This is a genomic window from Polyangiaceae bacterium, from assembly GCA_015075635.1.
Taxonomy (GTDB): domain Bacteria; phylum Myxococcota_A; class Polyangia; order Polyangiales; family Polyangiaceae; genus JADJKB01.
The window spans coordinates 1,728,153-1,752,390 of the sequence record JABTUA010000003.1 but is presented as its reverse complement, the minus strand read 5'-3'; the positions used below and the strand labels follow the sequence as shown (position 1 = coordinate 1,752,390).

Genomic DNA, 24,238 nt, shown 5'->3' with positions numbered 1-24,238 from the left:
ACTAGCCGGAACGGATGGACTGTGATGTAAGTTCCCGAAATGGCCCGCTCGCGTCGAACCAAGCACTACCTCCTCGACCCGCGCTTCCAGCTCAAGTGGACCGGCTACCTGGTCGTCGTGGTGCTCGCCGTGATGGCCTCGCTGGGCGTGCTCATCGCCCGGATGGCGAGCCGCACCTCGGAGACCGCGAACATCGCGGTGACCCAGGCCGAGAAGGCCTTCAAGGAATCCAAGGTCAACAACCAGCTGGCCCGAGGCGCGGTGGAGCTGGCGGCGCCGGACAACGCGACCCTGGCCGGCGTGATGAACGAGCAGCTGCGCGAGGTCGACGCGGAGCAGGAGAAGAACCTGGCGGAGGTGCGCCGGCTCCAGCAGGACATCGGCAGGGACAAGCAGAGCCTCCAGCTCCTGCTGGTGGGGGCCGGGGTCGCGCTGCTGTTGCTGCTCAGCCTGATGGGCATCGTGATCACCCACCGCGTGGTCGGCCCCGTGCACAAGCTGAAGCGCCTGCTCCGGCGGGTCAGCACCGGACGGCTGGTGGTGGACGAGCGCCTGCGTCGTGGCGACGAGCTGGAGGATCTGTTCGAGACCTTCCTGCAGATGACGTTCTCGCTTCGGGCCATGCAGAACGCGCGCATCGCCACCCTCGACGCCACCTTGCGCCGCGCCGAGGCGACCGGAGCTTCGAGCGAGGTCGTCGCGGGGCTGCGCGCCTTGCGCGCTCAGATGGTGCTGGGGCTCGAGAAGCGCCGGGCCTCTATCCACCCGGTGGCTTGAAGGAGGCAGCATGCACGCGATCATCGCCCCGGCCATCGAGGACCTGTGCGCCGCGTTCGAACGCGGCGGCTACAACCCGACGCCGCTCGTCGATCTGGGCGTGCTGGTCGCGAACGCGGACGGCCACGTCAGCGAGCGCGAGCGGGAGCTCTTGAGCGAGGTATTCCAGGCGCTGCTCGAGACCCAGCTCACGCCCGAGGTCGTGGACGTGCTGATCACCGCCAGCGTGGAGGTGACGATCGCCGCGGGCGCCGGCCCGCGCTCGCGCCTGGTGGCGGCCATCCTCCAGGACTGCGACGCCGTCGAGCCGGGCCTCCGGGTCGCGCTCGCCATCGCGTTCGCGAGCGAAGGGCTCTCGGCCGAGGAGCGCGCCGTCATCGACGGCATCGCGGAGGCGGCGGGCGTGCCGAAAGCGCGGGTGGACGAGCTGGTCGAGGAAATGAAGCGGCACACCGACGAGGGCGGCCCGGAGAGCGCGCGGATGTCCCTGGTGCATCCGGCCTAGGCGCCGTGGTCCCTTCGAGTACAGTACCCCCCGTGAACCCGCGCGGGCTGCTGTTCATCACGCTGTTCAACAGCATCCTCGGGCTCTCGGTGCTGTTCCCCATCCTCGCGCCGCTGGGGCGTTGGCTCGGCTTCACGGAGCTCCAGGTCGGTTCGCTCTCGACCAGCTACGCGCTGATGCAGTTCCTGATGAGCCCGTACTGGGGGCGGCGGAGCGAGCGGGTCGGGCGCAGGCCGGTGCTCCTGACCGGCATCCTGGGCTTTGCGCTGTCGTTCTTCGCCTTCGCCGTGATCGCGCAGCTGGGGAAGAACGGCGTGTTCGGTCACTGGACGACCTTCGGGCTCCTGCTCGCGTCACGCCTGGCCGGCGGAGCGTTCTCGTCCGCCACCTTGCCGACCGCGCAGGCCTACATCGCCGACACCACCGATCGCGCCGATCGCACCGCGGGCATGGCGATGATCGGCGCGGCCTTCGGCCTGGGCGTCGTCATCGGGCCGGCCATCGGCGCGGCGCTCTCCACGCTGAGCCTGCTGGCACCGGTGTATTTCTCGGCCGGCTTCGCGCTCCTGAACGCGCTGTTCGTGTGGCTCAAGCTGCCGGAGCCGAAGAAACACGTCGCCGTGCCGTCGGAGGGGCACCCCACCGCCCTGATCGTGCGCATGTGGCCGGTGCTCGCGCTGGGCTTCGTGATCAGCCTGTCCAGCGTGGCGATGGAGCAGACGGTGGCCTTCTACTTCCAGGACCGGCTTCACCTGTCGGAGCACCAGACGGCGCGCACCGTGGGGCTCGCGCTGGTCTTCTACGGGATCGTCGCCGTGTTCGTGCAGGGCTTCCTGGTGCGGCGCTTCAAGTGGCCGCCTCACGTGCTGCTCAACGCCGGCGTGCCCATCGCGCTCGCGGGCTTCGTGGGCCTGATCTTCGCGCATCGCTTCGGCCCGCTCACCGCGGCGCTCGCGGTCCAGGGACTGGGGCAGGGTCTGGCGCTGCCAGGCGTGACCGCCGCGTCGTCCCTCACGGTCGGCGAGCACGAGCAGGGCGCCGCGGCCGGGCTCAACCACTCCGCCCACGGCTTGGGACGCGTGCTCGGGCCGGTGGTCGGCACCAGCCTCTACACGCTGCGGGACGACCTGCCGTATTACGCCAGCGCGCTCTTGCTCGTGCTGGCGTTGGGCGCGCTCTGGGCGAGCCCGCGCATCCGCCGCGCCGTGACCCACCACGCGGATCCCGGCGCGGCGTGAGCGGTCACGCCGACTCGAGCACCACGGCGATGCCCTGGCCGCCGCCGATGCAGGCGGAGCCGACGCCCAGGCGCTTGCCCCGCTTCTTCAGCGTGTAGATCAGGTTGGTGGTGATGCGCGCGCCGGACGCCCCGAGCGGGTGACCGAGGGCGATGGCGCCGCCGTTCACGTTGGTCTTCTCTTCCGGCAGGCCGAGCTCCTTCTGCACCGCCAAGAATTGCGGCGCGAAGGCCTCGTTCACGTCGAACAGATCCACGTCGCCGATGCCGAGCCCGGCTCGCTCGAGCGCGCCCCGGATCGCAGGCGCCGGGCCGATGCCCATGAGCGTGGGCTCGACGCCGGCCACGCCCCACTGAAGGAGCTTGGCGAGGGGCTTCATGCCTTGGGTCTTGGCCCACTCCGCGTCGGCCACCACGAGCATGGCCGCGCCGTCGCAGATGCCGCTGGCGTTGCCGGCCGTCACCACGCCGTCCTTCTTGAACACCGCCGGCAGCTTGGCCAGCGTCTCCAGCGTCGTCTGCGGGCGCGCGTGCTCGTCCTTGTCCACCGTGACGGTCTTTCGCCCCTGCGCGATCTCCAACGTGACGAGCTCGTCCGCGAAGGCTCCCGACTCCTGGGCCGCGGCCCAGTTCTTCTGCGAGCGGAGCGCGCACGCATCGGCCATCTCGCGGGTGATGCCGTATTTCACCGCCAGGTTCTCCGCGGTCACCGCCATGGGCGTCTGGCAGTAGCTGTCCGTCAGCGCCTCCCAGAGCGAGTCCACCAGCTTGGGCGGCTTGCCGAACTTGGCGCCGTCGCGGAGCCCCCACATCACGTGGGGCGCCTGGCTCATGTTCTCGCTGCCACCCGCCAGCACGCACTTGGCCTCGCCGAGCAGGATCTGCTCGGCGGCGTTCACCACCGCCTGGAAGCCGGAGCCGCAGAGGCGGTTCACCGTGAGCCCGGGAGTCTCGATGGGCAGGCCGGCCTTGAGCCCGACGTGGCGCGCGCCGTAAATGGCGTCGGCGCTCGTCTGCTGGACGTTGCCCAGGATCACGTGGTCGAAGTCCTTGGCCTGGGCGCCGCTCTGAGCGATGGCCGCCTTGCCGGCGTGGACCGCGAGATCGATCGCGCTCACGTCCTTGAGCCCGCCGGACAGGGCGCCGAAGGGCGTGCGTTTCGCGGCGACGATCCAGATCTCTTTGGCGAGCTTCTTCATGGCTTTCCTCCGTGAGCGCGAACCCTAACCTCGTGTTGCGCCCTGCCCCAGCGCAAAAATCCCGCCATCAAGGGGGGCCTCAGCGCCCCAGAAATTGCGCCACCAGCTCGGGCCGGTCGGTCTGCGCGATGTCCACGCCGTTCGCGAACACGTCGGCGTAGGCGTTCGGGTCGTTGGAGAACTTGGCGGCGAGGTCCACGCCGAAGGTGTCGAGCAGCACCCGGTGCCCGGCGGCGTGCAGCTTCGGCGCCAGCAGCTTCGGATCGGCGCCGTCGTGGAGCTCGACGATCACCGGCGGGTGCGCCGCGAACAGCGCGAGCTCGGCGTCGATCTCGGCGGCGTCGCTCACCCGGATCATGGTGTGGAGCTTGGGCTCGAGCGCCAGCGCCTCCTGGATCTTGGCGGTGTCGTCGGTGTCGAAGATGGCCCAGTCCAGCGTGTCGGTGTCGTGCACGGCCTTGACCAACAGGTCCACGCGATTCGTCTTGTTGGCGTCGAGCAGCACGTGGATCCTGCCCTTGGCGAGCGCCAGCACCTCCTCGATGGTCGGCACCCGCTCGCAGGCGTAGTCCCCCGCGAACTTGGTGGTGTCGAGCTCGAGTGCCTGGATCTCCGCCAGGGTCAGGTCCGCGGCGTTGCCCGTGCCGCTGGTGGTGCGATCGACCTCTGGGTCGTGCAGGTTGACCAGGACTCCGTCCTTGGTCGGGCGCGGATCGGTCTCGATGTAGTCGGCGCCGATCAAGACGGCCGCGCGGATCGCGGAGAGCGTGTTCTCCGGCGCGAGCACGCCGAGCTCGCCGCCGGCGCTGCGGTGGCCCGAGACCAGGCGCTCCTTGCAGCTCCGATCCGTGGCGCAGCCGATCGGGACGGCGCTCTTGCGTTCGGGCGGCTTGCCCGCGACGGTGCAGTCGTAGCTCGACACCGGCGGCAGCGAGCTCGCGCCGGCCGCGCCGCCGGAGCCCTGGGGCTCTTCGCTCGACGAGGAGCCACAGCCGAGGAAGGTCGTGGCGATTAACGCGAGGAGGATCCGGCCCACGCGGGGCAGCATGCCAAATCTTCGCTCAGCGCGCAGGCGCGAACGACGCGGTGGGCACCTTGGTCGCCGTCTGGGTCGGATCGCCGGCGCGCGCCGCGAAGTTCACCACGCTGGGCAGCGTGGTCGCGGGGCTGGGCGCGACGACGCGCGGCGGCGGCGCGAGGGCGGGCGCGGGCGGAGCGGCGGGACGCGCGGCGACGCGCGGCAAGGGCCGGCGCAGGCGCCGGGGTCGGTGCCGGCGTTGCCACCGGCTCGGGCGCGGGCTGAGCCACCGGCTCGGGCGCGGCCACCGGCTCAGGCGCGGCCACCGGCTCGGGCGCGGGCTTCGGCGCCATCACCTGGGCCGCGGGCGCGGTGGCCACCGGACGCGCGGGCGCGGGAGCGCTCACGGCACTCTCGGCCTTCTCCGATGCGCTGGCGCGCACCACGCCCAGCGCCAGCACGCCGGCGAAGCAGCCCACCACGGTCGCGACCACGCGCACCAGCCGCGCCCGCCGCGCGTCCATCTCCGGCGTGCGGAGGACGACCTTCACGGGCTCGGCGAGCTCGAGCTCGGGCTCCGGTTCCGCCGGATATTCGACGGCGTCGCCGGCGCTGAAGAACTCGTCGGCCATGCCCCCGAGCGAGATGCGGTCGCCGGCCTCGAGCAGCGGCGCCGGCGCGTCCGGCAGCGTGTGCCGACCTGTGCCAGAGCGCGAGGACGACGGGGCGAAGAGGCCAGGGTCGATTTCGAGGGAGGGTCGCATTTTCGTGGCAGCTTTCCGGATCCTCGCGGATCCACGGGGAGGCATCAGCAAGCCGCGTGCCGGCGAGCCGGGGTTCGGACGGGCCCCACACGTCCGGACCGCACGGGGCGCACGGGGCTGGGTGGAACACCCGACCCGGCGACTCGGCTTTGACGCAGCGCCTGGTCTAATCTACATAGACCTTCAATGAAGTCTACGTACAGCGTGAGCGAGGCGCAGAGCGCGCTACCCCGCCTTCTCAAGAGCGCCGAGCAGGGCGACGCAGTCTGCATCCGGCGGCACAACCAGCCGGTCGCCTACATTCTGTCGCAAGAGCGAATGGAGGCCATCGTGGAGACCATGGAGATCTTGGCCAACCCGGCCGCCATGCGCGCCATCCGCGAGCACCGCGCAAAGAAGACGAAGTTCGTGCCCTTGTCGAAGCTCGACCGCGACGCATGAAGGTCGAGGTTTCGCTCCAAGTTGCCGAATTCGTGCGCTCCCAGCCTCCCGAGGGCCGACGCCAGCTCCGTCAGGCGCTGCGGGCGCTCGGGCTGGGCAAGGGGGACATCAAGGCGCTCGAGGGCCCGCTCGAGGGCTACTGCCGCCTCCGTGTGGGCGGCTATCGGGTCGTCTTCAGCTATGCCGGGCGCCGGACCATTCAGTGCATCTTCGCCGAGCGCCGCAGCATCATCTACGAGGTCTTCGCTCAGGTTCTGAACGCCAAGTTGGCCGGTCTCGAGAAGTGACGTGGAGCTGCGACTGAAGCTGACGCTGCGACACACTTGTTGTCCGACACGCACCCACCGAAGTGACGACCGCGCAGGTGCTCCGTGCAACCGCGTTGCGCCCGCATGTTAGGATGATGCGGGGCTTCACTCCGGAGGCGATGATGGGACGCACGCACGCACGCACGCGCAACAATCGGGCCAACGATCGCACTTCTCGTCGCTGCGGTGAGCGGCTGCACCGAGAACCAGCTGGCGGTCACTGACGCTCATCATGGCCCGGGTGTCGTGAGCGCGACGTTGGTGCAGCTGGATCCAACGGTCCCCGGCGGGAAGAAGTCGGTGGCGGTGTTCGACGACGCTGGCTTGGCGTCGCTTCGAGCGAACCTCATCGACATGCTGGACCTCGGCGGCGGCGCGCCGAACACGGTCATCATCGTCAACCCAACGGCCGATGCGGTCCCTGCGAGCTGCACTGCGGGCCTCGGGCACGCCTGCATGGTCGGGCCGATCTTCGTCAACAACGTCGTCTTCCCGTTCGATCCGAACCGCGTGGACCTACCCGGCGGCGGAAGCCAGTTCACGGCAGGATTCATCCAGCTCGCTGGCATCGATCTGAGCGAGCTCACCCAAAGCGGCTCTGTGGTCCCGGACAGCGCATTCGACCAGATCGGCCACCTCGTCCAGAAACAGAACTACCGACTCGAGGTGAGGTTCCACCCCGAACAAACGAAGATCGAGTCCCGAAACGGGGACGCCGGCATTTGGATGCCGATCACCGTCAGCACCGTCAGCGCCGACGGTGGCTGGCTGACCGCTTGGTGCGAAGCCAAAGGGCTCAGCGCGGACGGCTCGCTCGGGATTTCGCAGTGCACGAAGATCCTGTCGAGCGTCAACTCGGGGATTTCGGAGAAGGTCGGGTGGGTCAAGGACTGGACCTTCGGCTCGGACTTCTACTGCAACCGCGTCGACGTGATAGTCCAGCTCAATCGTCTGCACCTGTGGCTCGGGCTGATCCCCTCGACGACCCCAGGCTGCGCGCCACTCGCGTTTCGGGATGACCTGGATTGGATGCAGAACCTCCCCAACGGCAGGCGCTACTGGCAGGGCTGCCTGACCGTGCGGCCATCCGTCGCGGTTCACGCGCTGGTGGAGCACTTCAACCCGGTGTTCAACTTCAACGGCGACGTCGGGATCGAGGCATACGTCAACTACGACAAGTGCTCCGGCATCATCAAGAAGGCCTGCAAGTCGGGAGTCGTCGACTGCGACGACATCGCGAACAAGAACGCGGTGAAACAGCTGAACGCGATTCTCCGCGCGAATGCCGAGAACGCCCTGGGCGACGCGGTCCTGCCGTATTTCACCTACCCTGGTGGGGCGAACTCGCCGTTCAACGCTCCGGCGCCCGGCCCCGGGTGCAATCCCCTCGCCAACGCGGCATGCCTCCAGCGCGTTCGCTTCCACGACGTCCCAGCCTCGTTGACCCGCATCGCGGATTTCACGTCGGTGCCCCCGGCGATGCCGCGGAGCTATCCGGTAACGGCGGTCAAACCCAACGCGTGTCCGGCCGGATCCGTGCCAGCGTCCAGCCAAGGGCCGGGTGGATTGGACCGCTGCGTGACCTGCCTGGGAGGAGACCCCCTCCCGTGCACTTACCACCCCGCGCTCGACGAATGCCGTTCACCAAGTTCCCTGTTCTGCCCGACGACCTTCTCTCCCCGGGTACACCAGATTGCCTTCGACTTCGCCATCGACACGGACGGCGACGGCGTCGGCCAGCTGGACGACAACTGTCCCACCGTGGCCAACCCCGGGCAGGTAGACAGCGACGGCGACGGGCTCGGCGACGCCTGCGACTTCTGCGACTGCGACCCTGGTGCCGATCCGGATCCGGACGAGGACGGGATCTGCACGCACACCTGCTACGGGTCCGGAGACAACTGCCCGACGATCGCGAACCCGGACCAGAAGAACTGCAACCTCGAGGCCGAGGTGGCGCGCGAGGCCGAGATCCTCGGGGATGCTTGCGACCCGGTTCCGTGTCCGCTCTTCACGCCGATCATGAGCGCCAAGCTCGCCGGCGAGCTCAAGGGGCCGCTCTACACCGACGTGAAGGTGCAGCAGTCGCTGGACTCGCTCAGCATCGACCCCATCGGCGCGCACGATCGCAACGCTGAGCAGGAGACGGAGGTTCCGATCTTGGTCTTGGGGACGGAGTATCGGTACTGCGTCAGCAGTGCTGCCCACGGAATCGACTGTCTCAAGGACCCGGCAATCGACGACGCTTGGTTGACTATCGCGGCGACGCGGGAAGCCGAGGACACCTCGTCTTGGTGGCATCGCGTCGCGATTCAGAACGTGGGCATCGGCGTTGCCGACGCGCCGCGGACGTACGCCGACACCAACGAGTTCTCGCGCAAATGGCTGTACCCCTTCGACTTCGCGTACTGGCGCAGCACCAGCTGGGGCGGGTGGGTCCCCGACGTCTTCGGGGCGCAGCAGAGCGCGGACCTGTTCTTCGGGTTCTCCGGTCGATTCTGGGTCCACGCGGCCACGCCAGTCGGCACGACCGACCTCTCGGCGAACACCGGCGTCCACAACCTGGCGCCGCCGGCGACGGGCCCCGCGGACAGCCTCTCGAACCACTACGAGCCGCTCGCGCCGTTCACCAAGTACGTCTTCTACCAGGCCATCGGCGTCCAAGAGATCTTCATCGACCGCGAGTGCTACTGGTGCGGCAGCGCGCTCGAGGCCGTTCAGGAGGACTGCCCGCACTGCACGGTCGAAGCGATGGCGGAGCTGCCGTCACCAGTCTCGCGGGTCGTCGTGAAGAACGGGGACGGCCGGCTCGGCGTGGCGTCCCGCACCGGGGCGCTCGCGCCGCTGAGGACCAGCCTCGGGACCGCGCTCGAGCAGAGCGTGTCGCAGGACTTGATCTGGGTCGATGAGGCAGAGGCCTCGGCCTATTTCGGCAAGGGGCTCGTGTCGCCGCTGGCGGTCGGCGTCGCCCCCGATGGCGAGCTCATCGAGGAGGTCTTCTCGTCGGGCGGGAAGCTGCTGGGTCGCGCCGACCTCGCGCGATCGCCGGGCCCGAGCGACGTCGCTCCGGCGGCGGCCCAGTCGCTGAGCTCCGCAGCGATCCGAACCGGGTTCGTACCAGTCTACAGCCGCTCGCTCGCTCGGCTCTTCCTGGTGGGCGGTACGCCATCGAGCGGGGGTCCAGCAGCTGAGATCGTGTGGCGACCGCTCGGCACGGGAGCAGTCTGGCAACCGGTTCCGACTGGCATCCATCTGCTCGGCAAGGTCTTGGCGGCCACGTACAACCACCACGACAAGCTGCTCTGGGTGCTGGACGAGGTGGGCGCGGCGAAGGGAACGGCCGCGAGGTTGACGTCGATCGAGCCGGAGAGCGGAAAGGTGGTCGTGCGGGGACAGTGGCCGCGGACCGGGGCTTACGAGGCACACTATCTGCGCGCCGACCGGGACGGGACGCTCCTGGTCTTCGCGTCGGGCACCAAGCAGAACCACCACGCCATCCTCCGTTTCGAGACGGCGGGCGGCCTGAGCGCCACCGGCTTCGTCCAGCGCGCGCAGGCGCTCGCCCACCCGCCGGTGGTGGACATGGACGGCTACTGGCTGATCACGCGCAAGGGGAGCAAGAAGCTCGACGTCGAGCGGCTCGAGTCGCTGCCCCTGCTGAAGACCGGCTGGCTCGACAAGGTCGCGCAGTGCTGGTGAGTCGCAAGCGCTCTGTCTGCGCCTTGGCGGTGCTGGTCGGACTTGCCGCTGCCTCCGCTCACGGGTGCGGCGGCGAGGACGACCCGGGAGAGAGCACCGGCGCGACCGGCGGCGACAGCGGCTCGCCGGCAGGTGGCTCGGGCGGACTGGTGTGGGGCGGCGGGGGCTCGACCGCGGGGGGCGGCTCGGGCTCTGGCGGCGGTGGAGCCGGTGGCGACGCTGGCTCCGGCGGGTGCCCGGGACCGGCGCCGCCGGAGGCACCACCGGACTGGGAACGGTTCCCCGGCTACTGCGAGTGCGCGGTCTACTACCCCGGAGCGAAGGGCAAGATGCCCGAGCCGGTGGAGTGGGAGCCCTGCCCTGCTCCTGCGCCGAGCAACCCGTCCTGTCGGCGCATGCGCACGCCCTGGAGCAAGCTCATGGGCGCGATGCCGGTGGGCAACCGGTTCTGGTTCGACTCCGACGCGGGCAAGTCGTACCTGATGTTTGGCCGTAACGGTCTCAACGACGACCCGACGAGTAAGACTCGCTACCGCCTGATCGCCGAAGCGGATGGTCCTGTCCTCAGTGCGTTCTATGAGGACTCTCTGGCTTGTGGACTAATGACCGAAGCCTTCACCGATGGGCGCTATGCCTACTGGGTCGGTCCGTATGTCGATCCAGGTCCCAATCAGACCGAAGGCGTCATCGCAGGTAAGGTTGGGAGTCCAGTGGATACAGTTCTCACATTGCCCGTTGGTTCGCTCCACACAACCTGGCGAGTAACCGCTGGCTGGCTCGTACGATGGCGAGCCGGCCTCTTTGGGCGCCCGTGGGGCTCCGCCGCCGAGCTCACGGTGCAAACGCCGAGCATGGATCCCGAGGGCTATTCGGCCTACGGCCCGCGCGGCGCCGGTGACTCGCTGTTCTGGGAGGTCGGCAACCTGAAGTATCACGGGATCATGTCGTGGACCCAATCGGCGGGCGGGCGCTCGCTCGTGCGCTACCTGGGCGACTACACGCAAGGCGCGGGCAACTTCGGGACGGACGGCGCCCACATGGTGTGGACCCACGGCGAGGCCAAGGCGCCGGACGACTCGGAGTATCCCACCCGCTCGGTGATGACCGCTCCGTTCACCACCGATCCGGAGGCGGTGAAGCAGACCGCCAAGCGCCTGCGCTCGGATCCGGGTCAGATCGGCCTCGACTGGTTCGTGGTCGGGTGCGGCTACGCTGCCCGGGTCTACTGGGAGAACGCCGGCGCCGGGGCGGCCGCCTCGCAGGATCTGATGGTCGTTCGCCTCAGCGACGGCGTCTCGTGGATCTACGACGCGCCGCCCCTCTCGACCGGCTTCCGGCTCTCGGGCGTGCTGGGCGTCAACTGCGACGAGGTCTTCGCGCACGCGCAGTTCCTCGACGACGCGGTGACGATCATCCGGGTTCGCCTGGACTCGCTCGGTCCTGGCATCGCTCCAGACTGAGGAACGGCGATTGGCAGGACGCGGACTCACCACGCTCGCGTTGCTCCTGGCAGCGCTCCTGGCCTGCGGCGGGCAGGGCGACCAGATCCGGCGCCGCTACGAACGCGTCGGCGCGTCCCCACCACCCGACGGGCCCCGAGCGGTGGGTCCCATCGCGAGCAAGGGCTCGGGGACCCTTCAGCTCGGCGCCACCACGGCGCGCGTCGAGGCCCTCGACCAGAGCATCGACGATGACGCGCCCGCCAACGTCGTCTCTCGCGCGATGTTCCACGCGGGCTACCACCACGGGGTGACGCCGGGGCTGGAGCTCGGCGGGGCATTGATGTTCGCGCACACCGGCTCGGGGAAGCGCCTCGCCAGCGACACGCCGTCGGATCGCTTGGACGACTCCCTCTACTGGGGGACGGCCTTGAGCGTGCGCGGCGTGTTCACGGAAGACGAGGTGTTCTTCCTGGTCGGCATCACCGAGCTGTCGCTCTGGATGCTGCCCTACCACGAGCGCGCCAGCGAATCGGTCAACGGCGATCCTTTCGCGCTCGAGGGCGAGGGGTCGAAGCGCCTCGACTACTTCCAGCTCCGAGGCGGACTATCCCCCGGCGTCCGGGTGGGTCCCATGCTCTCGGTGGCGGCAGGAGCGCTGCTCCAAGGGTACCCGGTATTTCAGAGCGCGACGGAGCTCGCCGCCTGCGACCCGAATTGCACGGCAGACGCGGAGGAGCCGACGGTCTTCGGGTTCGTGACGACACCCTTCGCCTGGGCGAGCTTCACTCCGGGCCGACTCTCGGTGTCGCTTCAGGTGTTCGCCAACGTCGGCGCGACGCACCGCCTGTCGGGGGCGGTGCCCTACGGCGGCACGCTGGCGCTCGGGTATCGGCTCGGCCGGTGAGCTCGCCTCTTCACCAGGAAATCCGCCCGAAATGAGCGCCTTCCGCCGGCACATGTTAGAGACCGCACGGTCTCGATGCGCCCTTGGCTAACGGCCCCGCTCCTGCTCTGCGCGCTGGGCCTGGCAGCCTCGGCGCAGGGTCAGGCCGCCGCTCCGCGGGCGGACTCGGAGGAGAGCGACCCCTCGCCCGACGAGCTCATCGACCCCGAGCAGGGCCCGGCCGACGCGAGCGCGCCGGACCAACCGTGGTGCTTCCAGGGCGAGGGCATCGAGGCGCTCACGCCGACGGTCTGCCACTACTCGCCAGCGCCGCCCGAACGCGCGCCGGACACGCTGGTGATCTTCCTGCACGGGCTGACCAAGCTCGGCACCACCTGGCAGTGGAACGGGCAGCGCGGCCTGGCGCGGGCGGCGAAGGCGCACGGCTTCGAGGTGATCACTCCGCGGGGCCGGCTCGGGGCCGGCTCGAAGAAGTACGCGGACCACTGGAACTGGCCGTCGTCCGCCGAGGGTCAGAAGGAGCTCGAAGCGGAGGTCCTGGCGGAGTGGAAGGCCGCGCAGCAGGAACTCGAGAAGCGCAACGGGCGCCCGTTCGCGCGAGTCTACGTGTGGGGCTTCTCGGCAGGCGCCTACTACGCGGCGTCGCTGGCACTGCGTGGTCGTCTGTCCGTCGCGGGCTACGGCATCTTCGCCGGCGGAGGCGCGCCAAAGGGCGTCGAGCGCTGGGCGAAGGGCACCCAGCCCAAGCCGCCCATCTACGTCGGCTACGGCCACAAGGACCGCGCGCGCAAAGATCCCGCACGGCTCGGCCGCGCGCTCAAGGCCATGGGCTGGAAGAGCCTGGTGGTGGGCCGGGCCAAGGTCGGCCACTCGATGACGGACGGGCAGGTACGCGAGGCGTTCGCGTTCCTGGGCAAGGGCAAAGCGCCCGCGGCGGAGCCACGCAAGCCCGCCAAGGCGCCGGCGAAGCGCACAGGGGCCAAGGCGAAGAAGCGCGGGTAGCTCACTGGCCCTGCGGGGCGCAGAGAACCACGCGGGGGCTGGCCTGCCTGCGAGACCGCGCACCCTGTTGGGGAGTCGAGTGCCTGCTGGCGCGGGCCCGGCTAACCTGAGCTCGTGACATCGCTGGCAAGCCCGGGCTCGCGCTCCCTGCGATGGCTGGCACTCTTGCTGGCACTCGGCTGTGCTTCGGGCACGGGCTGCCGGCGCGCCGCGCCGGCGCTCTCGACCCATGCGTTCGAGCACAACGGGTTGAATCGCGTCTATCACCTGCACGTGCCCAAGGGCCACGCTCGCAACAGGCCTGCGCCTCTCGTGATCGCGCTGCATGGTGGGGGCGGCACGGGCGAGAAGTTCGACTGGTCCACCAATGGCCAGGTCGTGCGAGAGGCCGACGCGCGGGGGTGGCTCGTGGTCTTTCCCGAGGGCGTCGAGAAGGGATGGAACGATGGGCGCCCTCCGCTAGCGCGTGCCGACCGGCTTCGCGCCGGCGTGGACGACGTGGACTTTCTCTCCAAGCTCATAGAACGCGTGGACGCCGAGCAAGGCGTCGACCGAGCCCGCGTGTACGCGATGGGCATCTCCAACGGCGGGTTCATGTCGTATCGGCTCGCCATCGATCTGGCCGACCGCATCGCTGCGGTGGGCCCGGTGACGGCGAGCCTGCAGAAGGCGCACGAGCGCGAGAAGCCGGAGCGCCCGGTGTCCGTGATGATCGTCAACGGCACGGACGATCCGCTGGTGCCCTACGGCGGCGGTCAGGTCAGGGTCTTGGGGCGCGATCGTGGAGAGGTGCTGTCCACCGACGACACCGTGAAGTGGTGGCGAAAGGTCAACGGCTGCACCCTCCCGGCGGTGGTCCGCACGCTCCCCGACGCCGATCCGGACGACGGGGCTCGCGTCCACGTCGAGGCTCACGAAGGCTGCAGCGAGGGCAGTGCGGTGGTGCTCTATCGAGTCGAGGGTGGGGGCCACACCTGGCCCGGGGGAGCTCAGTATCTACCCCGCGGCGTCATCGGCGGCGTCTGCCGTGATTTCGACGCCACCAGAGAGCTCTTCGATTTCTTCGCCAAACATCGGCGCTGAGCTTCGGCGAAGAGATCGCATGAGCCCGACGCCGAGCGCCTGGCGACCTCGCGCCCGATTGGCCGATTCGTCCATCGGATTGGCCGGAGCGGTCACTGATCGGAGGGGCCCCCGAAAGGCAGGATGAAGACCGTGGAGGTTCGGCAAATGACGCAGAAATCTCTGGTCTTCGCGGCGACCCTGGTGACCCTCGGACTCGGCAGCGCGAGCGCTTTCGCGGAAACCCCCTGGCCCGAGTGCGTGGACAACCCCGCCTGCAACCAGGGCGGCGGCTGCAGCGTGAGCAGCCTGCCGGCCGACGTGTCTCTCGGCATGGGAGCCGTCGCTCTCGCCGCCGCGGCCGCGCTGGTCGCTCGCCGCCGGTTGACCCGCTGACTCGAGGGAGCCCTCTCAGATGAAGCTCCGCGTCGTCGAGGCGCTCTCCTGCGCCGGTCTGCTCGCCCTCTCGTCCTGTGGTGCGCCCGCGAGCGGCGCCCTCGATCCCCCACTCGAGGGCGGCGAGGTCGTCGAGCCCATCAAGGCATCGCCGCCCTTCTACGGGGATCCCGCCCACGATGCCGTCTTCGGCGTGGACATCTCGCACTGGGAAGGTCCGATGGCGCAGGCCGAGATGGACTGCTTCTGGGACTCGGGGGTGCGTCACGTCGTCTCCGGGACCCAGGTCGAGGAGGTCACGCGCCAGCAGCTCGCGATGGCCGTCAGCCGTGGCATGACCGTAGACGCCTACGTCTACCTCTACTGGACCGACGACATCGCCGGGCAGGTGAAGGAGGCGTTCAAGCGCACGGCGGGCTTCCCCATCGGCCGCATGTGGCTCGACGTGGAGCAGGATCCGGGTGGGCTCGGCGCGACGGAGCTCGCGATCCGGGTGAAGGCTGCGGCGGACGCGTGTCTGGCCGAGGCAGGCGCCGAGTGCGGCATCTACACCGGACGCGGCTTCTGGACCGGTGAGATGGCGGACACGACCCAGTTCGCGACGCTCCCGCTCTGGTACGCCCACTACAACCTCAAGAAGGAGCTCTCGCACTGGTCGACGGAGAGCTTCGGGGGCTGGACCGAGCCCGTCGCCAAGCAGTGGGCCGAAGAGGTGCTCTGCAGCGTGGGCGTCGACAAGGACACGATGCAGGTGGTGACCGAGCCCACCGTGGTCGATCGCAGCCTGCCGCCTGCGCCGTCGCAGCCGCCGCCAGCTCCGACCGGGCTCTACCCCGCTGACGGCTCACGGGTCTCGCTCGACTACGTCAAGCTGATGACGGGGCTCGTCCCACATGCGACGCAGTATCAGCTCGCGCTCGAGAGCTGGGACGGAGCGGCGTTCAAGCCGTACTACACGTGGACCCGAGTGGACGGCTTCCAGAAGGTGACGCCGCAGCTCGAGAACCGCTTCTATCGCTTCCGCGCCCGCGCCCAGAATGTCCACGGCTGGGGCGCCTGGTCGGGTTACTCCGTGTTCGAATTCGGCAAGTCGATCACGGCGCCCCCGTCCGGGACGCCGGAGCAGCCGCCGCCTCCACCGCCGCCCACCGGCGGCGGCGACTTCGGCACCCTGTCACCCAACGGCACGACGCACTCGAGCCCGTCGGTGACCCTGAGCTGCGCTGCCGTGACGAGCGCCTCGAGCTACGAGTTCACGATCGAGACCTCGAAGTCCGGCAGCTGGGCACCCTACGTGAAGTACACGACCACCGGCCCCTCGCGCACGTTCTACCCCCAGCTTCACCAGACCACCTATCGCTGGCGCGTTCGAGCGCTGGTGAACGGAGCCTGGACCGCACCCTCGTACGACGCGACGTTCCAGTATCAGTGACGGGCGAGCGGTTGCGGCGCCACCCCCTGACGTCCGGAACGAGGAGCGGTTCGAATCCGCTCGCCCGTGCGGGTTCAGCTCGGGTCGGGCTTGGGCGTGCGCGCGGTGCTCTTGGGCAGCTCCGGCGGCCTGATGTAGTCCTCCGGGACCTCTCCGGTGAGCGCCTCCAGGAACGTCACGATCGACGCCACGTCCTCGGCCGACAGCTTCTTGCCGAGCTGATGCTCGGCCATCGAGCTCACCGCCTCCGGCAGCGTATTGGCCGAGGCATCGTGGAAATAGGGCGCCGTCTTCGCGACGTTGCGCAAGGAGGCGACCTTGAAGCTGAGCTTGTCGGCCTCCTGCTTGGTGACGTCGAAGCGCCCCAGGTCTTTCTGGTTCGGCCAGGGCTTCACCGCACCCACCTTCTGGAACGAGGCGCCGCCCACGTACGCTCCGCTGTGACAGGCGGTGCAGCCCGTGCTGACGAACAGCGAGACACCCTTCTTCTCGGCGGGCGTCAGCGCCGACTTGTCGCCGCCCAGGAATTTGTCCCAGCGGGCCAGTGTCACGAGCTTGCGCTCGAACGCCCCGATCGCCTTGCCGAAGTTGTCGTAGGTGATCGGCTGCTTCTCGCCCGGGAACGCCTTCTCGAAGGCATCGACGTACTCCGGCATAGACTCGAGCACCGCGAGCACTTGCTTCTCGTTCGGCATGGCCATCTCGACCGGATTGAGCACCGGGCCTTGGGCCTGCTTCTCCACGTCCGCCGCGCGCCCGTCCCAGAACTGCGCCACGTGACCGGCTGCGTTGTAGACGGACGGTGAGTTGCGGCCGCCCTTCTGCTTCTTGTGCCCGTCCGAGAACGCGTGCCCGTCGACGCCGAAATTCGCCAGGTCGTGGCAGCTGTTGCACGAGATGTCCTGGTTCTTCGAGATCCGCTTCTCGAAGTACAGCATGCGTCCGAGTGTGACCTTGGCCTCGGTGATGGCGTTGAGGGGAGAGGGCATCTCCTTTGGCAGCGGCGCGAACATACCGAGCTGCGCGGGCTCGAGCGTGACCTCGGCCGCGGCGGGCGCGGCGCTCGGCGCCGGTGGGGCGGTCGTTGCGGGCGCAGGCCGCTCCTCCTTGCAGGCGACGACGAACACGAGCGCGAAGGACGATGCGAGGGCGATGCGTGATGGCACTAGAGGCCTCCTCTTGGGGACGCCCGAGTGCTGCATCCGCTGTGCCACCGTCCTGGCCCCTTCCCGGCAGCAACTCGCGAAAACTGTTCGGCAAGCCGCCGCCACCGCGATCGAGTTGCGTGCGATGCCGAGCCCGCCGAGGGCGCGCCTTACCCGGTAGCGGCGGTCGGACTGCCGCACATCCGCACGCTCTCGGGCCGGGCGCACGCTGACCGAGCTCGTCCGTTGCGCGCGGCCGCTCGGGGAGGAGCTGTGCTTTCCCCGCGTATCAGGAGCATGCGTCCCTCGGCGTGTCTCGGCGCGCTTGCACTATCGACCATCATCTCGGGGTGTTCCGGCTCCGACTCGGGCGAGTCCTTTCGGACCGGGGGCCTCGAGGCGTTCAGCAGCTACTGCGTCGGTACGCTGAAGCAGGACATCCGCGTCGGGGAGTCGATGGGGCCGGGTGCCTGGCACTTCAGCAGCACGTTTCCCGAGGTGTCCGCCGGAACGGCCTTCCTGGTCGCTTCCGACTGGAACAAGTGGGAGGGCTACGTGGTCGGCGAGGACGGCACACCCTGGAAGCTCTCTTCGGACCATGACACCGGCCTCGTGCGGGACCAGCACTTCTCCGCTTCGTGCGCCACCGGCGACAAGCTCAGCGGCTGGGGCAGCATGGTGTTGCTCCACGACGCCACATTCTTCCAAACCAAGGACCTGACCGGCACGCCGTGCGTGCTGCCCGTCGCGACCAAGCTCACGTCGTATGGATTTGCCAGCGGCTTCGGTGAGACCCTCGCGACGGTGTCTGCGGACCAAATCAAGGACGAGTGCGGCCTGGACGACGCCTTCACGAAGGACATGGTGTACGGCGAGCTGATCGACCCGTGAGCGCGCGAGCGCGCGGCATGTGAAGCGTCACTTGGGCGTCGGATCGCCGAAGATCTCGTCGATTTCGACCTGTGCGGCCCACGCGCAGCGTCGATTGAGATCGCTCTCGACGCGCCCCTGCTCCACGCCCTGCATCGCCTCGAGCTCGCCGGCGTTCGCCGCCGAAAACGGGACCGAACCGAGCCGCTCGCCTGTCTCGATGTCGAACACGGTCGCATCACCGGCGCAGTTGCCCGGTCGATACGTCGAGGCGCCGGTCATCTTCGGCTTGATCAGGCGCGAAAAGCGCAGCACCACCACGTACCTGAATCCGTCGCACTCTCGAATGTACCGCTCGTCGATGCTCGCCTTCTTGCCGCTAATCCACGCGCCGCACCAGCTGAGCGAGGTGGTGACGAACGACGGCAGTTGCTTGTCTACACGCAGCTCGGCGAGCTGTTCTAGGCTCGCCAGGGCGGCATTGGGCGAGTTCACGAAGCCGTCCAGCGTCGGCTTCGGGGGCGCGGCCTTCAGCGTTCGCTTCGCCGAGATCGGTGGGAGGCGTGGCAGCAGCGTCCACGGGGTCGGCAGCTGCCGGCGGAGCGCTCGCGCTCGCGCTCGCGCCACTCTTGTTCGAGCTCTGACGACACGCCAGCAGTGCCACGATGACGAGCGCAGCGAGCCCCAGGATGTGCATCCTCGAAACGGACATCCCGCCAGGATAGTCGGGCTCGCTACCGAGTCTCAATCAGCTCTCGCTGAGCTCGTGAACACCCCAGCTCACTGGCACTGGGTCGCGCAGTTCTGCTGCTGGCAGGTCTGGATCGGCGTGGCCAGGCTGGCGCCGCTCAGGAACGAGCCGCAGTTCTGCAACGCGCAGGTCGTGAGGTTCGGCGCGTTGGCGCACTTCTGCTGCAAGCACGTGACCAGGTTCGTGCACGCCGTGCTGGCCTGACAGGCCTGCATCTGCGAGCAGCACGCCCCCTTCATGCAGGTGTCGCAGGCCGGCGGCAGGCCGGTCGTGATGTTGGAGCAAGCGCCGGAGCTCGTGCCACCGGTTCCGGACCCGCCGGTTCCCGCGCCGCCGGTCCCGGAGCCGCCGGTCCCCGCGCCGCCGGTCCCCGCGCCACCAGTCCCGGAGCCGCCGCTGCCGCCGCCACCGCCGCTCGCCATGCCCGCGGACCCGCCGCTCGCCGTGCCCGCGGACCCGCCGCTCGCCATGCCCGCGGAACCGCCGGAGGAGCTGCCGCCGGAGCTCGCTCCGCCGGAGCTCGCTCCGCCGCTGCTCGAGCCGCCGCTGCTCGAGCCGCCGCTGCCGCTCGAGCCACCACCGCCGCCCGAGCCGCCGCTCTGCGGCATGTTGGCGTCGTCGTCCGACCCACCGCAGCCGCTCAGGCAAGCCACGGCCAAAGACAAAGCAATCCATCGCCCAGTCATGTGCGCACCTCGCAGCTAGAATATCCGAGCAGCGTTCGGGCGCCAGCTCCTTATCTCGCAGGACCGAGGATCTCATGTAGACTCCGGCCCCGTTTCCCGTCGGCTCCGAGAGGTCAGCATGTCCGTCGCCCCGTCCGCGCTGCGCAAGATCCCCCTGTTCGCCAACATCACGGACGAGCACCTGGGCCAGCTCGTCGCGGCCTGCAAGCTGCGAAAGGTCCCGAGCGGCACGGTGCTGTTCGAGGCGGGGTCCGTCTCCGATCACTTCTTGATCTTGACGGAGGGCGAGATCTCGCTGCGCGAAGGCGCAGAGGAGAGCTTTCGACTGAAGCCGATCGCGCCCGTGGGCGAGCTCGGCGCGCTCGCCAAGCTCGAGCGCCGCACCACGGCGGTGTCCGCCACAGCGGCCGAGGTGCTCGAGATCTCCGTGAAGGACCTGATGCAGTTCTTCGAAGACCACGGCGATGTGGCCTTCCCCTTCCACTACAACCTGATCCGCGTCGTCGCCGACAAGATCCGGCGCGACACGCGGCGCACCGAGGAGATGCGCAAGAACCTCATGACCACTCAGAAGGCCATGAAACGCATGCGCGACGCCCTGCTCGAGGGCGAGGACACTCCGCTCAACAAGCAGCTGTACGAAGAGCTCGAGGTCTTGATCGAGCAGAACAAGAAGGGGCACTACCTGGTGGAGCCGGCGGAGGCGCTGCCCACCTCGGTGCGCCTCGACGACGGCAGCGTCGTGCCGGTGCACGCGATGAGCAAAGACTGGCTGCACCTGCCCTCGAACGCGGGGACGCCCAAGCACGGCGCGTTCTGGAGCGGCGTGTTGCTCTTGCCGGAGCGCGAGATCGCCGTGAGCGGCACCGTCGACGGGAGCGACGACGACGGCATGCACATCCGCCTGGACATGCTAATAGACGACTACAACCGCGCCGTCGAAGACCACCTCACGCGGCTGCAAATGCTCGATTTCGTGCTCTGAGCGCGATGACATAGGAGTCCGATTGGCCGCCCGAAGAATGAACCGTCCGATGAGCGAGGCCGCGCAACGCGCCGCCGAGCGACGCGTCCGAGAGGACTCTGCCCCTCGCATTCAAGCGGTCTTGCCCAAGCTGACGAGCCTGCGCCTGGAGATCGACGAGCGCACCTCGGCGTCCGGCGTCGCCGCCTCGTCCCACATCCGCAGGATCCCCGTCGAGAGCGCTCCGGCCATGTTCCTCCTCTCCTGCGGCGACTCCAGCTGTCGAGACGGCGGGCACGACATCACCGAGCCGGTGATGCGCGCGCTCCGGGGCGGGGAGACCCGCTTCGAGGGCGAAGACTCCTGCCGCGGCACGCTGGGCTCGGGCTACTGCACGCGCACGCTGCACTACGTGGGCGTGGCCACTTTCGGCGACTGATCCGGGCACTGGAGCGCGGCTCTCGGCCTTCTCGTCACGGGAGGGGCGCGTCGGCCAGGGCGAACTCCACGCCGAAGCGACGCTGCTTCCAAGCGCGGCTCACGCCCTTGTCGGCGGCGGCGCGGACGTATTCGTCACCGTCGCGCGCGGCGCGATAGTCGGCCACGGCTTGGCTGCGCTTGCCGCTCACGTCCCGCGCCCGGCCGCGCCAGAGGTGGAAGCTGGCTCGGCGGGCGCCCGAGGCGTGACCGATGGCCAGAGCCCGGTCGAGCTCGGACTCGGCCAGCGCCGCGTCCCCTGCGAGCAGCGCCAGGAGCGCCGCGACGAAGTGATAGAGCGCCTCGTTCGGCTTGGCCTCGATGGCCCGGACGAGCTGCCGGCGCGCCTCGCTCACGTCCCCGCGGTCGAAGTACGCCGAATACGCCTCGCGGTAGGCGTCGAACGCCAGCACCGCCGCCGCGTCGCGCTGGCGGCCGCCGGTGAGCGGCGGCAGATCCTCGCGCGGGCCCTCGGACGCGAGCTCGAAGGCGACGTAGTCGCGGTTCGACACCGGCGCGCGCTCGGTGGCGACCCAGACCAGGCCGTCCTCGGGGCGGAACACCACCGAGCCGACCGTGAGCAGCATCGAGATCGCGCTCTCGAAGCGGCAGCCGTCAGCGCCCGGATCGCCCAGGATGCCGGCGATGACGTCGCCGTCGATGCGCCCCTTCTGCGCGGAGAGCAGCGCGTCCGCCCGCGACAGCCGCGACAGGTTGTTGCGCCAGTGAGAGGGGTACAGGTGGCGCTCGGTGCGGCCGAGCTCGCGGTCCAGGAACACGTTGGCGTAGGCGAAGATGCCGCCGTCACTGGCGATTCGGTGCGCGCGGGCCTTGGGCGTCGTCTCGTAGCAGAGCACCGCCTGCTCGCGGCCCGACGCGATCAGGTACGTCCAGCAGCCGTTCGGCACGTCCCGATCCAGGATGCGGCGCGCGTCGTCCAGCGTCTTGGCGTGGCGCATGATCTCGTCGCCCGCCACGCCGATGGGGACCCCGCCGATCTCGAGCGCGTCACTGGCCATGTGCTGGTGGACGACCAGCGACAGCCCCGAGGCGTTCATGGCGGTGAAGCCGCCGAAGAGCACACCGGCGCTCGACACCGAGACGTACGGCTGGCCGTCCTTGGGACGGTGGAAGACCACGGCTTGCTCCGTGTCCCAGGCGCCCACGCCCTGGTAGTCGAAGTTGCGCCCGTGCAGCAGGCGGCCGTCCCGCGTCGCGTCACCCCAAGCCAGCGCGCTGGTGCAGCCGAGCAGCGGCACGCCGGAGCGGGGCGCGAGGCGCGGTCGCCGGACCGCCAGCACGCGGCCGAGCACCCACAGGTACGTCTCGGGCATGGTGACCGCGCCGAGCAGGCGCCGGCGGTCGATGCCCGAGCCGTCCGCGAGACCGTCGAGCGCGGCGCGGACGTGCGCCGGAAAGCCGCGGGCGATCTTGCGCCCCACGGTGTGACGCAGCGCCGCGCCGATCAGGCGACCCGCGCGGGGGCCCAGGCCAGCGCCGAGCATGCTCTCCACGTAGCGCTCGAAGTAGGGAATGGGCCCGCGGTGCACGGCCTCGCCGAGCAGGCGCCCGTGCTGGTAACCCATCTCGTAGTCGTCGCCGGACAGGCGCAAGACGTGGAGGCCGGCGTGGGTCTCGTAGGCCGGACGCGAAGCGGCGCGGCTCTGGGCTCGGGTCGAGGTCAGGGTGTCGGTCTGCATGGGTCAGCTCTCGGTTCGGTGTCTCTGGCTGTGGCGGTGCTGGTTTCGCGCAGCGTCCAACAGGCGCTGGTTCGCCCAGCGGTGGAACTCGGCCACCAGGCGGCCGGCAAGATCCGAGTCGCGCGCCGTGATGGCGTCTAGCAACAAGCGCTGCCCGCGCGCCTCGGCCACCGGCTCGCGCACCTTGACGAGCAAGGGCTCGAGGTCCTCGGCGATCTCGGCGTGCCAGTGAGCCAGCATCACGTAGATGCGGTTCTTCGTGGCCCGCGCCAGCGCGGTGCCCAGGTCGCTCGAGGCGGCGGAACGCTCTGCGGAGCCCGGCGGGCTCTGCTCGATGCGCAAGATGGCGTGCTCGATGGCCACCAGGTCGCTGCGGGTGCGCCGCTCGGCCGCGAGCCGCGTCATCTTCTCGTCGAGCTCCGCGCGGATCTCCAGGAACTCGGCGAGCATGGCGCGGTCCACCCGGCCTTCGGCGTCGAGGAGCATCGCGCGCAGCACCGCAGGCGTCACCGAGCACAGCGGGTCGAGCACCTCAGTGCCGCGGCGGCGGGTCGGGCGCACCAGCCGGTGCACCTCGAGCAGCTTGTTGGCCTCGCGCACCACGCTGCGACCGACGCCGTAGCTCTCCGCCAGGTCACTCTCCCGGGGCAAGAGCGAGCCGACGGCGATGTCGCCGGAGACGATGCGTCGGAGCAGATCGTCGGCGACCTCGTCGGCCTTGCGCGCGCTGGGCGGGCTCACGCGATCCCATTAAGTCTTACTTATTGCTGGGTCAAGGGAAAAGTCCGACTTATTGCTCTCGAGCCGCGCGGTCCCGAGCCCGAGTCACACCTCCACCAGCTCGTCCACGAACGCCAGGGTCAGCCCCCAGAGGGAGGTCTCGCCGAGGCGCTCCCCATGTGCCCGGGAGAACCAGCCGAGGGCTCGGCCGAGCCGCGACCGCGCGGCGCGACACCGGCGCAGGGCGTCCAGCGGGATCCAGCTGGCGGAAACCAGCTCCGGGCCCAAAGTCGGCTCGACCGGGTCGACCAACGCGAACACCTGCGGCGCGACCACCAGCGGCGCGACCGAGCCGTGCCGGGCCGTGATCAGCTGCGACAGCGCGCCGAGGTGCTGGGCATGCCGGCCGAGGTCGAGTCCGGCCTCCTCCAACGTCTCCCGGACCGCGGTCGCCCGGGCATCCGCGTCGCCGGGTTGCTCCAACCCACCGGGGAACGCCAGGTGCCCGGACCAGCGGTCGCCCGCTGCGTGGGCCCGCCGCCCGAGCAGCAACTCCACCCCGTCGGCCTGCTCTCGGAGAACCACCGCGACTGCGGCCCGCGCCAGCCAACTCCGGCGGGAGAACTGCCTCGGCGCGCGGGCGCCCAGGGCGTCCGCCAGCCGGCCGAGCTGCGGTCCGAGCGGCGCTCCCATTTGACACCCGTCATGCCCTTGGCGCCGCGGGCGCGCAACGCTGTGC

At 69.5% G+C, this 24,238-nt stretch carries 23 protein-coding genes and 1 pseudogene; 15 read left to right on the top strand and 9 right to left on the bottom strand.

Annotated elements, in window-relative coordinates; genetic code table 11:
- Positions 1-39: 39 nt before the first annotated feature.
- Genes HS104_38465 through HS104_38455 form a run of 3 tightly spaced genes read left to right on the top strand, consistent with a single transcriptional unit; the run spans position 40 to position 2,520 of the window.
- A complete protein-coding gene (locus HS104_38465; GenBank protein ID MBE7485844.1) occupies positions 40-777 on the top strand; it encodes a HAMP domain-containing protein in 738 nt (245 codons plus the stop codon).
- A gap of 10 nt (positions 778-787) precedes the next feature.
- Positions 788-1,282 carry a TerB family tellurite resistance protein gene (locus HS104_38460; protein MBE7485843.1) on the top strand — a complete coding sequence of 165 codons (495 nt, stop codon included), beginning with the start codon at positions 788-790 and terminating at the stop codon, positions 1,280-1,282.
- 32 nt (positions 1,283-1,314) lie between these two features.
- Positions 1,315-2,520, top strand: a complete 1,206-nt coding sequence (locus HS104_38455; protein ID MBE7485842.1) for an MFS transporter — start codon at positions 1,315-1,317, stop codon at positions 2,518-2,520.
- Between the two features lie 4 nt (positions 2,521-2,524).
- Here the strand turns inward: HS104_38455 and HS104_38450 are convergent, their stop codons facing one another.
- From HS104_38450 to HS104_38440, 3 genes are all read right to left on the bottom strand, one after another.
- Positions 2,525-3,718, bottom strand: a complete 1,194-nt coding sequence (locus HS104_38450; protein MBE7485841.1) for an acetyl-CoA C-acetyltransferase — start codon at positions 3,716-3,718, stop codon at positions 2,525-2,527.
- A gap of 79 nt (positions 3,719-3,797) precedes the next feature.
- Positions 3,798-4,766 carry a glycerophosphodiester phosphodiesterase family protein gene (locus tag HS104_38445; protein ID MBE7485840.1) on the bottom strand — a complete coding sequence of 323 codons (969 nt, stop codon included), beginning with the start codon at positions 4,764-4,766 and terminating at the stop codon, positions 3,798-3,800.
- Positions 4,730-5,500 carry a hypothetical protein gene (locus HS104_38440; GenBank protein ID MBE7485839.1) on the bottom strand — a complete coding sequence of 257 codons (771 nt, stop codon included), beginning with the start codon at positions 5,498-5,500 and terminating at the stop codon, positions 4,730-4,732. Before HS104_38440 ends, HS104_38445 begins: the two co-directional genes overlap by 37 nt.
- A gap of 186 nt (positions 5,501-5,686) precedes the next feature.
- Between HS104_38440 and HS104_38435 the strand changes: the two genes are divergently transcribed.
- The 9 genes and pseudogenes from HS104_38435 (at position 5,687) to HS104_38395 (ending at position 16,186) form a co-directional block, all read left to right on the top strand.
- Entirely contained in the window at positions 5,687-5,941 is a 255-nt protein-coding gene (locus HS104_38435) for a type II toxin-antitoxin system Phd/YefM family antitoxin (GenBank protein MBE7485838.1), read from the top strand.
- Complete coding sequence (locus tag HS104_38430; protein ID MBE7485837.1) at positions 5,938-6,228, top strand: hypothetical protein; 291 nt, start codon at positions 5,938-5,940, stop codon at positions 6,226-6,228. Before HS104_38435 ends, HS104_38430 begins: the two co-directional genes overlap by 4 nt.
- A 1,734-nt stretch (positions 6,229-7,962) precedes the next feature.
- Positions 7,963-8,067, top strand: a pseudogene (locus HS104_38425) (thrombospondin type 3 repeat-containing protein).
- 1,871 nt (positions 8,068-9,938) lie between these two features.
- A complete protein-coding gene (locus HS104_38420) occupies positions 9,939-11,408 on the top strand; it encodes a hypothetical protein (protein MBE7485836.1) in 1,470 nt (489 codons plus the stop codon).
- A gap of 10 nt (positions 11,409-11,418) precedes the next feature.
- Positions 11,419-12,294, top strand: a complete 876-nt coding sequence (locus HS104_38415) for a hypothetical protein (protein MBE7485835.1) — start codon at positions 11,419-11,421, stop codon at positions 12,292-12,294.
- A 75-nt stretch (positions 12,295-12,369) separates the two neighbouring features.
- Entirely contained in the window at positions 12,370-13,296 is a 927-nt protein-coding gene (locus HS104_38410) for an alpha/beta fold hydrolase (GenBank protein MBE7485834.1), read from the top strand.
- A gap of 114 nt (positions 13,297-13,410) precedes the next feature.
- Complete coding sequence (locus tag HS104_38405; GenBank protein ID MBE7485833.1) at positions 13,411-14,379, top strand: esterase; 969 nt, start codon at positions 13,411-13,413, stop codon at positions 14,377-14,379.
- Positions 14,380-14,526: 147 nt separating this feature from the next.
- The gene (locus tag HS104_38400; GenBank protein MBE7485832.1) at positions 14,527-14,754 is read left to right on the top strand and encodes a hypothetical protein; all 228 of its coding nucleotides are present in this window, start codon (positions 14,527-14,529) and stop codon (positions 14,752-14,754) included.
- A 19-nt stretch (positions 14,755-14,773) separates the two neighbouring features.
- Positions 14,774-16,186, top strand: a complete 1,413-nt coding sequence (locus HS104_38395; protein MBE7485831.1) for a hypothetical protein — start codon at positions 14,774-14,776, stop codon at positions 16,184-16,186.
- Between the two features lie 74 nt (positions 16,187-16,260).
- Here HS104_38395 and HS104_38390 read toward each other — a convergent pair whose 3' ends face one another.
- Positions 16,261-17,388 (bottom strand): c-type cytochrome, encoded by a 1,128-nt coding sequence (locus HS104_38390; protein MBE7485830.1) that lies wholly within the window; start codon positions 17,386-17,388, stop codon positions 16,261-16,263.
- 240 nt (positions 17,389-17,628) lie between these two features.
- On the opposite strand from HS104_38390, the gene HS104_38385 reads away from it, so the two are divergent.
- On the top strand, positions 17,629-18,222 hold the full coding sequence (locus HS104_38385; GenBank protein MBE7485829.1) for a hypothetical protein: 594 nt from the start codon (positions 17,629-17,631) through the stop codon (positions 18,220-18,222).
- Between the two features lie 27 nt (positions 18,223-18,249).
- On the opposite strand, the gene HS104_38380 is transcribed toward HS104_38385, so the two are convergent.
- Both HS104_38380 and HS104_38375 read right to left on the bottom strand, forming a co-directional pair.
- The gene (locus HS104_38380) at positions 18,250-18,696 is read right to left on the bottom strand and encodes a hypothetical protein (protein ID MBE7485828.1); all 447 of its coding nucleotides are present in this window, start codon (positions 18,694-18,696) and stop codon (positions 18,250-18,252) included.
- A gap of 285 nt (positions 18,697-18,981) precedes the next feature.
- On the bottom strand, positions 18,982-19,605 hold the full coding sequence (locus tag HS104_38375) for a hypothetical protein (GenBank protein ID MBE7485827.1): 624 nt from the start codon (positions 19,603-19,605) through the stop codon (positions 18,982-18,984).
- A gap of 151 nt (positions 19,606-19,756) precedes the next feature.
- On the opposite strand from HS104_38375, the gene HS104_38370 reads away from it, so the two are divergent.
- Together HS104_38370 and HS104_38365 are read left to right on the top strand one after the other, a co-directional pair.
- Entirely contained in the window at positions 19,757-20,623 is an 867-nt protein-coding gene (locus tag HS104_38370) for a Crp/Fnr family transcriptional regulator (GenBank protein MBE7485826.1), read from the top strand.
- Between the two features lie 49 nt (positions 20,624-20,672).
- On the top strand, positions 20,673-21,041 hold the full coding sequence (locus HS104_38365; GenBank protein MBE7485825.1) for a hypothetical protein: 369 nt from the start codon (positions 20,673-20,675) through the stop codon (positions 21,039-21,041).
- Positions 21,042-21,075: 34 nt separating this feature from the next.
- Here the strand turns inward: HS104_38365 and HS104_38360 are convergent, their stop codons facing one another.
- The 3 genes from HS104_38360 to HS104_38350 all read right to left on the bottom strand — a co-directional run bounded on the left by HS104_38360 (position 21,076) and on the right by HS104_38350 (position 24,192).
- A complete protein-coding gene (locus HS104_38360; protein ID MBE7485824.1) occupies positions 21,076-22,779 on the bottom strand; it encodes a hypothetical protein in 1,704 nt (567 codons plus the stop codon).
- Positions 22,780-22,782: 3 nt separating this feature from the next.
- Positions 22,783-23,520, bottom strand: coding sequence for a FadR family transcriptional regulator (locus HS104_38355; GenBank protein ID MBE7485823.1), 738 nt, complete (start codon positions 23,518-23,520; stop codon positions 22,783-22,785).
- Between the two features lie 84 nt (positions 23,521-23,604).
- Positions 23,605-24,192: a CoA pyrophosphatase gene (locus HS104_38350; protein MBE7485822.1), complete on the bottom strand. Its 588-nt coding sequence runs from the start codon at positions 24,190-24,192 to the stop codon at positions 23,605-23,607.
- Positions 24,193-24,238 lie beyond the last annotated feature (46 nt).